Below are 13,635 nucleotides of genomic sequence, written 5' to 3' on the forward strand. Positions count from 1 at the left end.
TAAAATGAAAAAAATTCTATTCGTTTACTTCTTATTTTACTATATTTATATATTTTTTTCAATTACAATTTACTTTTTCTAAAATATATCAATTATACAAAAAAATCATTAAAAATTTTCCCTACTGATTTTTTTTTCATAATATACTATTATTATATAACAAATGTTATAATTTTTTTATAGGAGATGATAGTATGAAGTTTAAAAAAACAATGTTCCTACTGACATTATTTATTCTGATGCTTGAATTTTCATCATATGTTCTTGCATGTACAGGAGTTATTGTAGGTAAAGGATTGACAACTGACGGAAGTTATATTTTCGGAAGAAATGAAGATTTCACAGCTGAGCCTGATCATAACAAAAACTTTGTTGTTTATGAAAGAGGTAAAAATCAGCCTGGTGCAGTATTTAAAGATGAAAGCAATGGATTCACATATCCAATTCCTGAAACTAGATATAAATACACTGCCGTTCCTGATGTTACTCCTGAAGAAGGAATATTCGATGAAGCAGGATTCAATGAATTTGGTGTAGCAATAGATTCTACAGTTTCAGCTGATGCTAATGAAAAAATCCAGAAGGTTGACCCTTATGTTAAAGATGGTCTTGCTGAATCTGCAATACCTACTGTTATTCTTCCTTATGTAAAAACTGCAAGAGAAGGAGTTCTACGTCTTGCTGAAATCATTAAAACTAAAGGTGCTGCCGAAGGAAACGTACTTGTAATAGCTGATAAAAAAGAAATGTGGTACATTGAAATCTATTCAGGACATCAATTTGTTGCCATAAAATACCCTGATGACAAATTCTCTGTATTCTCAAATACTTATTTCCTTGGAACTGTTGATTTAAATGATAAGAATAACGTAATAAAATCTGATGATATCGAAAAAGTTGCAAAAGATGCAGGAAGCTACGTTACAGTAGACGGAAAAATGCACTTAGCAAAATCTTACGCTCCTGAAATGACAGACGGAAACCGTTCACGTGCTTATTCTGGAATCCTGCAATTAAATCCAAAAGCTAATATCACTTATACCGACGAAGTTTACGAACTTTTCCAAACTAGAGACAAAAAAATATCTGTACAGGATGTAATGGCTGTTTTAAGAAACCGTCTTGAAAATACAAACTTTACAGTTGCAAAAAGAAAACAAAATAATGACACTGCTAAATATCCTATAAGCAATGAAAATGGTATAGAAACTCATATTTTCCAAATTAAAAAAGACTTACCTACAAATGTAGGAGGAGTTATGTGGCTGGCAATGGCTGGAGCTAAATATTCTCCATTTGTTCCTTATTATGGTAATATAAAAGCTACTTATGACACTTACCATGTAAAAGGAACTACATATAATCCAGATTCATTCTACTGGGTTGCAGAAAATGTAAATATTAATATGGAAAATGCATCTGATGATGTTAAAAATAAATATTTACAAAAAATAAAAGACTATGAAAAGAAAAAAGTTGCTGAACAAAATGCATTAAACAAAAAAATTGCAAAAATGTCACCTAAAGAAGCTGAAAAATTTGCAACTGAACTTGCTTTAAAAAATGGAAAAGAAGCATACGAGCTTGTAAAAAATGAAGAAAACTCATTAAAAAAATAATTCTCCTATGAATTATATATAAGCCTCTTAAAAAGAAAAAAGACTGTTTTCAGAGAAAATGAAAATGTTTATTTATATTTTTCATTCTGAAACAGTCTTTTTTTATATCTGAATTAATAGTATCTTGATTTTCTATTCCCTTGGTATCTTTCTCCCCTTATTTTAAACTTTCCCATTCTCCCCTTAACACTCCATATTTTATGGAGTCAAAATACTCATTCATATGATATCTTACTTTTCTTATTCTTCCTTCAAGCTTATATCCAATTTTTTCAGCACTTTTCATCATGGATATATTTCCACTCCAGGTTGTCAGGCCAATATGTTCCAATTCAGGAAAATCATCAAATGTTTTTGTTGTCCAGATTTTAAGTGCTTCGCTTCCATATCCTCCATACCAGTAATTACTGTCATAAATTACTATTCCAACTTCAAGCCATCTGGTTTTTCTATCTTCCCAGTATCTGCTTACTGTTCCCATTAGAATTCCGTCAATATAAATTCCTTTTATATTATCAGACTTAAAAAAATCTGCTTTATCTTTCAAAAAGTTTTCATAATCAGTAAATTTATAATCATCAAAATATGGGCCGTCCCATTTCTTCCACTCAGGGCTTTCTCCCTGATATACAATAGAGTGTAAACGTTTAAAATCGTTTTCACTTATTTTTTTTAGAGTTACTTCTTTTTTCATTTTTTTCTCCTTCAAAATAAAAATTAAACATTAAAAAGTTATTTTCCTTCATACAAATAACAAAATAGGACTACTCAAATCTACTGTTTCAAATAAACACATTTTCCTGAATAAAAACATCTTTATTTACATTATATTTGAGTTAATCCTGCTTTTTATTATTACCAGCTTTTTACTAATTCATATAATTTCAAATATTCTCTCGCAGATCTGTCCCATGAAAAATCCAGATCCATATTTCTTTTTACAAGTTTTTCCCAGATTTCAGGTTTGTCATAATATACACCTTCAGCAACTTTTATTGTAAACAGCATATCATCTGCATTAAAGTTTGTAAATGAGAATCCATTCCCTTCATCTGTAAAAATATTATACGGTCTTACTGTATCCTTCAATCCCCCTGTTTCCCTTACAATCGGTATTGTTCCAAATCTCATGGCTATCATTTGGCTAAGCCCGCAAGGTTCATATCTTGAAGGCATCAGGAATAAATCGCTTCCTGCATACAGTTCATTTGCAAGATGTGGATTATATCCTAAGTATACTTTAAACTTGTCAGGATACTTAACTGTCAGATAGTTGTAATAATCTTCATAGAATTTATCACCGCTACCTAAAATCGCAATTTGAACAGCATCATACTGTAATAAATTTTCCAGTACTGCCGATACAAGATCAAGTCCTTTTCCTTCCACAAGTCTTGTAACCATGGAAATCAGAAGATTATCTGACTTAGGTAATCCCAGTTTTTCCTGAAGTCTATATTTATTTTCCTTTTTCTTATACAATGTATCCTTATTGTAGTTTATAACATCCGGATTAGTTTCAGGGTCAAATTCTTCAACATCAATTCCATTAAGTACACCATAAATCTTTTTCGCATTTGTTATCCATTCCAGACCTTCACTGAAATAAGGATATTTTATTTCTTCAGCATAAGTAGGACTTACAGTATTTACAACATCTGCATATCCTATTCCTATTTGCATAAAGTTTAAATCATGGCCACCTATATGATATCCCATTCTTTCAAATGAAAATTTTGAAAATCTTCCCTGATACATTAAGTTATGTATTGTATAAACTGTTCTCATATCCCAGTAAAAAGGATCATTATTATATCTTACATTAAGAAAATAAGGTACCGGTCCTGTCTGCCAGTCATTACAGTGTAATATATCAGCCTGTAAATTGATTTCCTTTAAAAATCTTAATGCAAGTTCTGAAAACATAGCATACTGAACATCTTCATCATTATCTCCGTAAACACGCCCTCTTTCGTATAACGCCTTATTTTCAATGAAATAATAATTTATTTTATCGTCAGGATATTTTACCAGATTAAATACATCCCCATGGCTTTCCAATCTTGCAACCCATTCTAATTTTTCAAGATATTTTAAAGGAATTTTATCATATTTCGGCATTATTATGGAAACTTCATGTCCTAATTCCTGCATTTTTTTAGGTAAAGCCTGCATTACATCAGCTAATCCCCCTGTTTTAAAGAAAGGATAAACTTCTGAGGCAAGATAAACTATTTTCAAGCTAATCACTCCTATCCTTTTATTGTCTCACCACTGTGAACAAATTTATTGCCATCGTGTAATTTTACTCCTCCAAATATTCTTACATTTCTTCCTACAATCGATCCGTCAGGAAGAATTGCTTTTTTACCTACTACACTAATACCTCTTGACAACAAATCAGGTTTTTCATGATTTGCACTGAAATCATCTCCATAACCTAATATGGAATTTTTACCTACGTATACTCCCTTATCTATAATCATTGTATCTAAGTTAGTATTTTCATCTATATAAGTTCCTGAGAAAATAATACTGTTCTTAACAGTACATCCTTTTCTCACTGTTACTCCAGGCCCCAATACTGAGTTTTCAACTCTTCCTTCTATTTTACAACCGTCACAGATTAATGAATTCAGTACACTTCCTGTTACCCCTATTCTTACAGGTGCCAAATCTTCACTTCTTGTGTAAATTTTCCATTCAGGATCATAGAGATTTATTCCTATTTCTTCTGATTTCTTTATTAAATCAAGGTTAGCATCAAGATAAGAATCATAAGTTCCTACATCCATCCAGTAGCTATCATAGCAGTGAACGAAAACCTTTCTTTCTTCATGAATCATCTGTGGAATAACGTGTTTTCCAAAATCCAGATCTTCTTCAGGCATTTTTTCCAAATATTCCAGAAGTACTTCTGTATTGAAAATATAAATTCCCATAGATGCAAGATTACTCTTAGGTTCTGCAGGTTTTTCCTCAAAATTAAGAATTTTTTTATTTTCATCAACTTCAAAAATTCCAAATCTTCCTGCTTCTTCTATCGGTACTTCCTGAACTGCAATTGTCAATTCAGCGTTGCTTTTCAAATGATCAGCCAGTAACCATTTATAATTCATTTTGTAAATATGATCTCCTGATAAAATCAGCACATATTTAGGTTTTCTATTTCTAATAAATTCTATATTCTGTCTGATTGCATCAGCAGTACCTTGATACCATGCATTTCCTCCCGGTTTTTCATGAGGCTGCAGCATTGTAACTCCTGTATCCCTTCTGTCAAAATCCCATGGTTTTCCTGAACCTATATGTTCATTTAACGAAAGTGGTAAATATTGTGTCAATAACGCCACATCATAAATCCCTGAATTTGAACAGTTACTCAATGCAAAATCAATAATTCTGAATTTTCCTCCAAAAGGAACGCTTGGTTTAACCCTCTTTTCAGAAAGTATATCAAGTCTAGAACCTCTTCCACCTGCTAAAATCATAGCTAAAATTTCCATAACATTACCTCCATCATATTCTCTACATTATAGTATACCCTATTTTTTTAAAAAAAAAAGATTTTTTAAAATTTTTTTTATATTTTTATTTCTTTCTTTTTATTTATGTATGAAGTTTTTCATTAATTTTAGAGCTATCTTATCTTTGCTTAATGTGTTTTAAAATATTCTACTGCTTCATGAAAATTATCAAATTTTTTGTAAAGCATATCTTCTATATCTTCAGCAGGAGTAAGTTTATCAGGTATCATTACAGGCATCATTCCTGCACCATATGCCGCTTTTACTCCATTTACAGAATCTTCAAAAACTACTGTCTTACTAGGATTTATATTCAATTTACCTGCACCACGTAAAAATACCTCAGGATCCGGTTTTCCTCTTTCAACATCATTAGCAGTTATTATATGGCTGAAGTAGTTCTTTATATCTTTACTTTCCAGTAATGTATTAGCCATAAAGCTGTCTGCCGATGTTCCCAGAACCATTTTTTTCCCTTTTGAAGCAAGAAAATCAATCATTTCTTTTGCTCCTGTCATTAATGGAATATTTCCTTTTTTTGCTTCATCTATTATATAATTATATACTTTTGTAGTTATTTCATCATACGGAAAATCTTTTCCAAATTCTTCAAGATAAATTTCCTTTGCTTCTTCATTAGTCAATCCAGTTGTTTTTTCCACAAGTTCATCTGTAACTTCATAGCCTAATTCCTTTAAAAGCTTTTTTCCATATTCCAAATAAACTGTTTCTGTATCAAATAATATTCCGTCCATATCAAATATGAACAAATCTACAGTATCCAGCACTTTATTTTTCATTAAATTCCTCCTTCTTGTTCGTTAGGTAAAATTGCAACCGATCTGTGTGCCACAGCACTTATAACTTCATTAAACTGAAGTATTCCCACACTTAGGAATATTGCCACTCCTAAATGTTCTCCATTCCTTGCAATCCCAATTTTTCCACCAACACTTAATCCATTTATATTAGATTCTATCTGATTCATAGCTTCCCTGATGGCACCTATTACAGCTCCATCATGTACATGCTCATCCTGAATAATTCCATTTCTTTTTGCTGCCAATAGAGTACTTTCTATAAACTTAAATCTTGCACTAGGTATAGCTCCTCCAACATCAACAGCAGCCACTTTTATTTTCTTCTCTGCATATTCTTTTATGAGTCTTTTTTCTTCTTCCCTTGAAGAAATTGACATTTTTAAAGCTATCCTACATATGTCAACACTTTTATTATCTCTAAATTCCATATTTCTCCTTATAATTAATATAAAATACGATACACAGACAAACTACGAATACTACAAAACTAAAATATTTATCTATTTTTCAAAAGATTTTATAATATATTCAACAGCTTCTACATATCCTTCTTTTCCTTTTCCATATATTTGAAGTACACAGGCAGGGGCTGTTACTGAAATTTTTCTGAAGTCTTCCCTTTTGTGAATATCACTCAGATGTACTTCAACTGTCGGAATAGATACTGATTTTATTGCATCGTGGATTGCATAGCTGTAATGGGTGTAAGCCCCTGGATTAATAACAATCCCGTCAATCTTTTCATAATATGCATTTTGAATAATATCTATTATCCTACCTTCATAATTTGACTGAAAAATTTCTATTTTTATATTTTTATCACGAAATTTTTCCTGAATGTAACTACATAAGGAATCATAATTATCATTTCCATAAATTCCTGTTTCCCTTATTCCGAGAAAATTTAAATTTGGCCCATTTATAATAAATATTTTTTTCATTTCTCCCTTTCCATTACATAAGATTATTTTGTAAAAATCTTTTCTATCTCTTCAGCTGTCCTGTCTGTAACTTCCTGTAATGTTCCGTTATTTTCTATAATAATGTCAGAATATCTCTTATAAAGTTCTATTCTTTCATCGTATAATTTATAAATATTATTTATATTCTTCAGAAGAGGTCTGGCTTCGTGATTTTCCTTCGCTATATCCTCTATTTTCCTGCTCAGGAATACAACTATACCTTTTTCCTTAAGTATTTCCATATTTTCTTCACGCTTTACTGCCCCACCGCCTGTAGAAATTATTATTCCATTTTTCTGAGAAAGTTCTCTTAAATATTTTGTTTCCAGATTTCTAAAATACTCTTCCCCTTTTTCTGAAAACAAAGTGCTTATTTTTACATTTTCTTTTCTTTCCAGATATTTATCCGCATCATAGTACTCATAATTTATCTTTTTTGAAAGAAGTTTTCCTATTGTACTTTTTCCACTTGCAGGCATTCCTATAAGGACTATATTTCTATTTATTTTTATATTTTCCATATTCTACACTCTTTTAAACTGATTTTCATTTTCGTTGTACTGATATCCTTTTTCTTCCAGTCTTTTTATAATTTCTTCCTTTGAAAGGGAATAATAATTTGCAAAGCTTTCAAGACTTGAAAATTCATCTCTCAATTTCATATTTATCATGCTTAGCATTATGTTTATATCACCATTTTCAAAATCAAACATTCTTTCTCCTTCGTTATTAAACTCTTGTATATTTAGCATCTGTAAAGTTGTTTCATAAAATAGACTTTTACTTTGTGAACAATTACAGAATCAGCATTAATTTTTCATTATTTTCATCAATGTCATTTACAACAATATTTGAAGCCTTGTTTTTAAACATTGTATGGAATCCATCTTCCTTTTTCTCAAGGAAATCTCCAACTTTTATTTTTTCTATTCCTAAATCCCCTGTTACTTCGTATATTTCATTGTAAATATTTTCGAGAAATTCAAGATCAAACAATGTAAATAAATTATAGCTTTTCTTTATTCTTTTTTCATATGAATCTTCCTTTACAATAAAGTATATAATCGAATCAAATCCCATATTTACTCCAAACATTGTATATCCATGTTTTCCTATTTCATAATTTATCATTGCAAAAAGTACATCCACAAGATCCGTTTCATACGTTGCTTCCTTTTTCTTTACATTTTCCCAGTTTATATCCAGCAAATCCGGATCCAGACTGTATTTTTCAAGTAATTGTCTAAAACCATCTGTATATCCTGTATGTCCAATTTTATACAAATATCCTTTACTGTATTTTGCCATATAATGATAATAGAAATCTCCATAAGTTACAAGGTCTTCTTTAATTTCTCCAGGTACAAAATATTTCTGTACTGTTTTTTCAGGATTGTTAAAAAAACCTCTTCTTGCTTCCACATATTTCAGAAGTTCATCCCCATCCAGAACTTCAGCTGAAAAGTCATCCACTTCCTTATATATTTCCCTATCTACTGCCATATATCTGTTATCTCCATTATTGCTGCTGTTGCTCATTTTTTTCTACCTCCGGTGTTTTTAAACTTTGTATTAAAAATTTTAAATCAGATAATTTTTCAAATCTTATCATCTTTTTTATTTTTTCTTTTGATTCAGCCTTTAAACGTGAACTGTTTATATAGGCATCAAAATTTTCCTGATATTTACTGTATAATTTTTCAGTTTTTCTTAAACTTGATTTTACACTGTTTCCATTACTTCTGGCTCTGCTGCTTCCAGAATACATTTTTTTATCTATTTCAGCATTCAGTTTTGCAAACTCATTTGAAACAAGTCTGTCAAGCTCGCTATTACTCATTTTAACATAATCTTCCTTTGTTTTTTCATCTCCACTATGATACAAATAATCCATTACTGTATCTACATTTTCTTCTAATGAACTTTCATTTTTTTCTGCTTCCAGCAATGTATTCATATTCAAGTAAAAATTTTCAAGACTTATAGAAGTTGCAGTGTAAATATACGACTGAAAATCATCCTTTTCTTCTAAAAAATTTTTCAGGAAATTCTTTGTAAAAACCGAATTTTCATTAATATATTCATTAAAACTTGGTAATAGAGGCTTCAATATATTTTTTCTTCCGTCCTTCATTTTTCCAAGTCTCGTAATTTCGTTATCAAATGTCTGCTTATTTCTATTGTATAATCCAAGAATAATTTCAGGATACACTCTATTTAAAAGATTTGAATCCCTTCTAGTATTTCCTGAATTTCCATTAAAATACTTATCAAAAGTCTGTTTCTGTCTTACTCCCCCCTGCTCTATTATTTCCTTATTTGTAAGGGAAAATCCTATTAAAGATATTCCCATTAAAGTTGTTAATATTATTTTTTTCATTATTACTTACCTTCCCTTATTTTTATTTATTTATAAAGTTTTTCTGATAATTTTTCATGAACTTTTTTCAGCACTTCATCATCATATTTTTCATCATTCCATATTTCTTCTGATTTTATTGCCTGAAATATAAGCATTGTAAGACCATTTACAGCTTTTACATTTCTTTCCTTATATTTTTTCATGAGAACCGTTTCTTCAGGATTATATATTATATCCACTACACAGTCAGTGTTTATCATATTCACTTCTTCCAGAGGTGTCATATTTACAGCAGGATACATCCCTACCGGCGTACAGTTTACAATCAGGTTTACATTTCTCACATTTCTTATTTCAGAATAGTGTATAAGCCTGTCTCCTTTTCTTATTTCAAAAGAATCGTTTTCTGATATTGTAGCCAAATATATATTTTTAGCTCCTTCATCTATAAGAACATTATACACAGCCTTTGCCGCTCCACCTGTTCCCAGCATGAGGATTTTTCCGTCCTTCACATTAATATCATTCTGCTGCAAAGTTTTTAAAAATCCAAAATAATCAGTGTTGTTCCCGATAAGTTTTCCATTTTTAACAGTTATTGTATTTACTGCCCCTATTTTTTTCGCAGAGTCTGAAATACTGTCCATATAATTCATTACTTCATTCTTATATGGAATTGTAACGTTTACTCCGTCAAATTTACCTTCACGCAGTTCCTGCATAAAAGAAGGTATATCCTCCATTTCTTTCTCAATTAGCTTATAACTTGCATCTTTTCCTGTAAGTTTAAAAAATATTTCATGAATTTCTTTTGAATAGCTATGTCCTAGCTTTTCTCCTAGAAGCCCCAGTTTTTTCATTTTTCTCCCCTCCAAAAAATCTTATTTTCCATTTTTTAGTATTTTCAGTTCCTTTTCAGTAAGTTCCCTATATTCTCCTATTTTTAAGTTTTCATCAAGCACCAGATTTCCCATCTGAATTCTTTTCAGATATTCCACCTTGTTATTTACAGCCTTGAACATTCTTTTAACCTGATGATATTTCCCTTCACTTATTGTAATATAGGCTTTGCTAGGATTTCTTTCCCCTGTTTTTTTGTTTATCGGCTCTTCACTGTTTTCAATTACCTCAACCTTAGCATTTTTCGTAACAAAGTCACCTTCAAGCTCAATTCCCGCTTCAAGCTTTTTAGCAGCTTCTTCTGTTACCGGATCTCTCAGTTCCACATAATACTTTTTATCCACATGTTTATTTGGAGCAAGCAGATTATGAGTAAGAATTCCGTCATTTGTAAGAATTAGAAGCCCTTCAGTATCTATATCAAGTCTACCTACAGGAAAAAGGCTATATGTCCTGTAATTGTTTCCCAGTAAATCTATAACCGTCTTATGTTCCTTATCTTCTGTTGCTGAAATCACTCCGTCAGGTTTGTTCATCATTATATATACAAAAGGTCTGTAATTTATAACTTCATCATTATACTTTACAATATCCTCATTTTCATTTACGTGAACACTCCCATCTAATATTATAACATCATTTACTTTTATTTTTCTTTTTTTTAATATATCTTTTACTTCTTTTCTTGTTCCTACACCCGAATTGGCTAAAAATCTATCTAATCTCATATTTTTTCCTATCATTTTTCATTAAATTTCTACATTATATATCTTATAATTTCCTAAAATTTGTAAATATATGGACTTTTCTCTTATTTCTTCCAAAGCTTTTTCAACTTTTTCCTCTTCCAGATTTCCTTCAAAATCTATATAGAAATAATATTCCCAAGGCTTATTTGTTTTCGGTCTTGACTTTAAATTCACCATATTCAGCCCATAATCTGAAAATACCTTCAAAAGCTTCATAAGTGCTCCCGCCTCATTTTTTGTACTTGTAATGACACTTATTTTTTCACTGTTTTCGCAAATAAGATTTTTATTCGAAACAATAAAAAATCTTGTGAAATTTTCCTTCTCGTTATTTACATTAGGCTGCAGCAATTCCAGATTGTACATTTTCCTTGTTTCCATATTGGCAATACATGCATTTTCCTTATTTCCTGTATCTCCTATATATTTTGCACTAAGCGCTGTATTGTTCATTCTTATTTTTTCCCATTCAGGATACTTTCCTAAAAATTCTGAACATTGCATAAGTGCCTGTTCATGGGAATAAACTCTTTTTATATCATCTATTTTACTTCCCTTAATTCCAAGAAGATTGTGCTCTATCTTGTGTTTTACTTCCCCGACAATATAAATATTACGTTTATTTATAAGGTCTATACTGTCTCTTACTTCCCCCACTATTGAATTTTCTATTGGAAGAATTGCAAAGTCAACCTTTCCAGCTTCAACTCCTTCCACAAGTTCCCTGTGGGTATTAAAATTTAAAATTTCTTCAGCCTTGGCTCCCATATGACCTTCTGAATTTTTACTATTTTTCAGCAGATTAACCATCACTTCATATGCATATGCCCCCGGAACCCCTGTATATCCAAGCTTTTTCCCATTAAAATTCAGATCATTTATATATTCTTTTGGACTACCTATTTTAAACTTCTGATATTCCTTGCTGGAATCCATTATATCCTTAAGTATGCCTTCTATATAATGTTTCAGCTCTTCGCTCTTGACATTTGAAAGATTTTTATTTACTACTTCCTCTTCCCTTTTTCTGTCGAATATTTTCATGCCATTTTCTTTTTTATATAACGCAACTTCCTTTACAATTTCCATTCTTTCTTCTATCAATTCAACTAATTTTCTGTCAATATGATCTATTCTGTTCCTAATTTCTCCTAAATCAAGTTTTTTCATTTATATCACCTGCATTTCTCTGAATATTATAAACTAAAAACGTGGATTTTACAATACTTATAAATTATTCCTACAAATTAATTTTTGCCTTTTTTATCATAATTTTTCCATTCTTATCCCATTATGAATCCAAATAATAAAAACAGAAGTTATCTTAAGGAAAAAAATTGACAAATAACGTTTTTCCATAATTAAAATAACTTCTTCAAAAAATATTTTATTTCTTTACAAGTCTTTCTATTTCCTTCTTGAGAACATCACTTGGATTGTATTTCTTAAAATCCTCCGACATTTTCTCCAGTTTTTTCCATTCCTTCTTGTTTAACATTTTTCCAACAGCATCTATTACAGACTTTCTTGACTTAAGGCTTGCCGGAAATCCGATTTCTGCAATTTCAGCCCTTACAGCATAGTCAAACTGGTCATAGTCATGAGGAATAATTACTGACGGTTTGTTAAATTTTATTCCATTATACAGAATACCTGTTCCACCGTGATGAATTATATAATCCACCTTTGGAAGAAAAGTGTCATAATCTGCATACTGATAAACAAATATGTTTTCAGCAGGTTTTTCCACAGGCTCATCTTTTTTTGCATAATTTCCAAAGGATACAATATAGCAAGTATCAGGATATATTTCTGAAAGTTCCTTTGCAATTTCTACCAGGTCATTTTTCCCCCAGAGAACATGAGTTCCACTTGTCAGAAATATAACTTTTCCATATTTTTTTGTATCAGGAAATTCATATTTATTTTTATCAAATCCTTCACAGCAAGGGCCTGCATGTATAAACTGCTTAGGAAAGTCATCCCTGAATTCAAGTTCCTTCATTCCCAGCCCAAGCATTGAATAATGTGAGTATATATTTTCTTCCCCATTTTTATCATATAATTTAAATCCCAGAGGTTTCAGCTCTTTTCTGGCTAAAAAACACACTGCCCTCTTGAAATTTCTGATTACGAATCTTCCTACAGCATCTCTAATTTTGTATATTAACCCTTCTCTTGGATACCATCCACCCATATAAGTAGGGGTTGTCGTTTTACTTTCTACTATAAAAGGAGTTGGCATACTTGAAATCCAAGGAATTCCAAGCTTATCAGCTATCATACCAGCAGGTGCAGCTATAAAATCAGCTATTATCACATCCGGCTTTCTTTCCCTGAACTTTTCCTCAAGTTCTTTTACAAGTTCCGGTACAAGAGCCATATTCGATCTGAACTGCTTATAATATATAAATATATTCGTTTGTTTTGATGTATTTACAATATTTTCAAATACTGAAGGTTTATCCTTTAGGACAACTTCACATTTAATTCCCAGGTTATTTAAAAATTCCTTTTTTTTAGCTCCTGTATGAATACATATATCATATTTTTCATCATTTATTAAATCCTTTATTAATCCCAATACAGGATTCAAATGCCCGCTATATGGGGGCACAACAATATCAATTTTTATTTTTTCGCAACCATTCATTTATATTTTCTCCTTTTCTTCCCCACTTCTCCAAAAATTTTT

Annotated in this window: 15 protein-coding genes; 1 reads left to right on the top strand and 14 read right to left on the bottom strand. The window is 30.7% G+C overall.

Annotated features, from left to right (window positions below):
- Positions 1-194 precede the first annotated feature (194 nt).
- The gene (locus tag HMPREF1984_RS09970) at positions 195-1,619 is read left to right on the top strand and encodes a C69 family dipeptidase (RefSeq protein ID WP_021767876.1); all 1,425 of its coding nucleotides are present in this window, start codon (positions 195-197) and stop codon (positions 1,617-1,619) included.
- Positions 1,620-1,776: 157 nt separating this feature from the next.
- Here HMPREF1984_RS09970 and HMPREF1984_RS09975 read toward each other — a convergent pair whose 3' ends face one another.
- The 14 genes from HMPREF1984_RS09975 to HMPREF1984_RS10040 form a co-directional block, all read right to left on the bottom strand.
- The gene (locus HMPREF1984_RS09975; RefSeq protein ID WP_021767877.1) at positions 1,777-2,313 is read right to left on the bottom strand and encodes a GNAT family N-acetyltransferase; all 537 of its coding nucleotides are present in this window, start codon (positions 2,311-2,313) and stop codon (positions 1,777-1,779) included.
- 161 nt (positions 2,314-2,474) lie between these two features.
- Positions 2,475-3,860, bottom strand: coding sequence for a glycogen synthase (locus HMPREF1984_RS09980; RefSeq protein ID WP_036100589.1), 1,386 nt, complete (start codon positions 3,858-3,860; stop codon positions 2,475-2,477).
- 11 nt (positions 3,861-3,871) lie between these two features.
- Entirely contained in the window at positions 3,872-5,125 is a 1,254-nt protein-coding gene (locus HMPREF1984_RS09985) for a glucose-1-phosphate adenylyltransferase (RefSeq protein ID WP_021767879.1), read from the bottom strand.
- 149 nt (positions 5,126-5,274) lie between these two features.
- Complete coding sequence (locus tag HMPREF1984_RS09990; RefSeq protein ID WP_021767880.1) at positions 5,275-5,946, bottom strand: HAD family phosphatase; 672 nt, start codon at positions 5,944-5,946, stop codon at positions 5,275-5,277.
- Positions 5,946-6,395, bottom strand: a complete 450-nt coding sequence (locus tag HMPREF1984_RS09995; RefSeq protein ID WP_021767881.1) for a HutP family protein — start codon at positions 6,393-6,395, stop codon at positions 5,946-5,948. The genes HMPREF1984_RS09990 and HMPREF1984_RS09995 overlap by 1 nt, the downstream gene beginning before the upstream one ends.
- Positions 6,396-6,467: 72 nt before the next feature.
- A complete protein-coding gene (gene aroQ, locus HMPREF1984_RS10000) occupies positions 6,468-6,908 on the bottom strand; it encodes a type II 3-dehydroquinate dehydratase (RefSeq protein ID WP_021767882.1) in 441 nt (146 codons plus the stop codon).
- 23 nt (positions 6,909-6,931) lie between these two features.
- Positions 6,932-7,450: a shikimate kinase gene (locus tag HMPREF1984_RS10005; RefSeq protein WP_021767883.1), complete on the bottom strand. Its 519-nt coding sequence runs from the start codon at positions 7,448-7,450 to the stop codon at positions 6,932-6,934.
- A 3-nt stretch (positions 7,451-7,453) separates the two neighbouring features.
- Positions 7,454-7,642 carry a DUF4250 domain-containing protein gene (locus HMPREF1984_RS10010; RefSeq protein ID WP_036100590.1) on the bottom strand — a complete coding sequence of 63 codons (189 nt, stop codon included), beginning with the start codon at positions 7,640-7,642 and terminating at the stop codon, positions 7,454-7,456.
- Between the two features lie 82 nt (positions 7,643-7,724).
- Complete coding sequence (locus tag HMPREF1984_RS10015) at positions 7,725-8,468, bottom strand: hypothetical protein (protein WP_051314513.1); 744 nt, start codon at positions 8,466-8,468, stop codon at positions 7,725-7,727.
- Positions 8,449-9,309, bottom strand: a complete 861-nt coding sequence (locus HMPREF1984_RS10020; protein WP_021767886.1) for a hypothetical protein — start codon at positions 9,307-9,309, stop codon at positions 8,449-8,451. Before HMPREF1984_RS10020 ends, HMPREF1984_RS10015 begins: the two co-directional genes overlap by 20 nt.
- Before the next feature lie 26 nt (positions 9,310-9,335).
- Positions 9,336-10,151 carry a shikimate dehydrogenase gene (aroE, locus tag HMPREF1984_RS10025; protein WP_021767887.1) on the bottom strand — a complete coding sequence of 272 codons (816 nt, stop codon included), beginning with the start codon at positions 10,149-10,151 and terminating at the stop codon, positions 9,336-9,338.
- A gap of 21 nt (positions 10,152-10,172) precedes the next feature.
- On the bottom strand, positions 10,173-10,919 hold the full coding sequence (locus HMPREF1984_RS10030) for a pseudouridine synthase (RefSeq protein ID WP_036100595.1): 747 nt from the start codon (positions 10,917-10,919) through the stop codon (positions 10,173-10,175).
- Between the two features lie 21 nt (positions 10,920-10,940).
- Positions 10,941-12,110, bottom strand: a complete 1,170-nt coding sequence (locus HMPREF1984_RS10035) for a chorismate mutase (protein ID WP_021767889.1) — start codon at positions 12,108-12,110, stop codon at positions 10,941-10,943.
- Positions 12,111-12,327: 217 nt separating this feature from the next.
- On the bottom strand, positions 12,328-13,593 hold the full coding sequence (locus HMPREF1984_RS10040) for a glycosyltransferase (RefSeq protein WP_021767890.1): 1,266 nt from the start codon (positions 13,591-13,593) through the stop codon (positions 12,328-12,330).
- Between the last annotated feature and the right edge of the window lie 42 nt (positions 13,594-13,635).

The sequence above is a fragment of the Leptotrichia sp. oral taxon 215 str. W9775 genome (assembly GCF_000469505.1).
In the GTDB taxonomy this organism is placed as follows: domain Bacteria; phylum Fusobacteriota; class Fusobacteriia; order Fusobacteriales; family Leptotrichiaceae; genus Leptotrichia_A.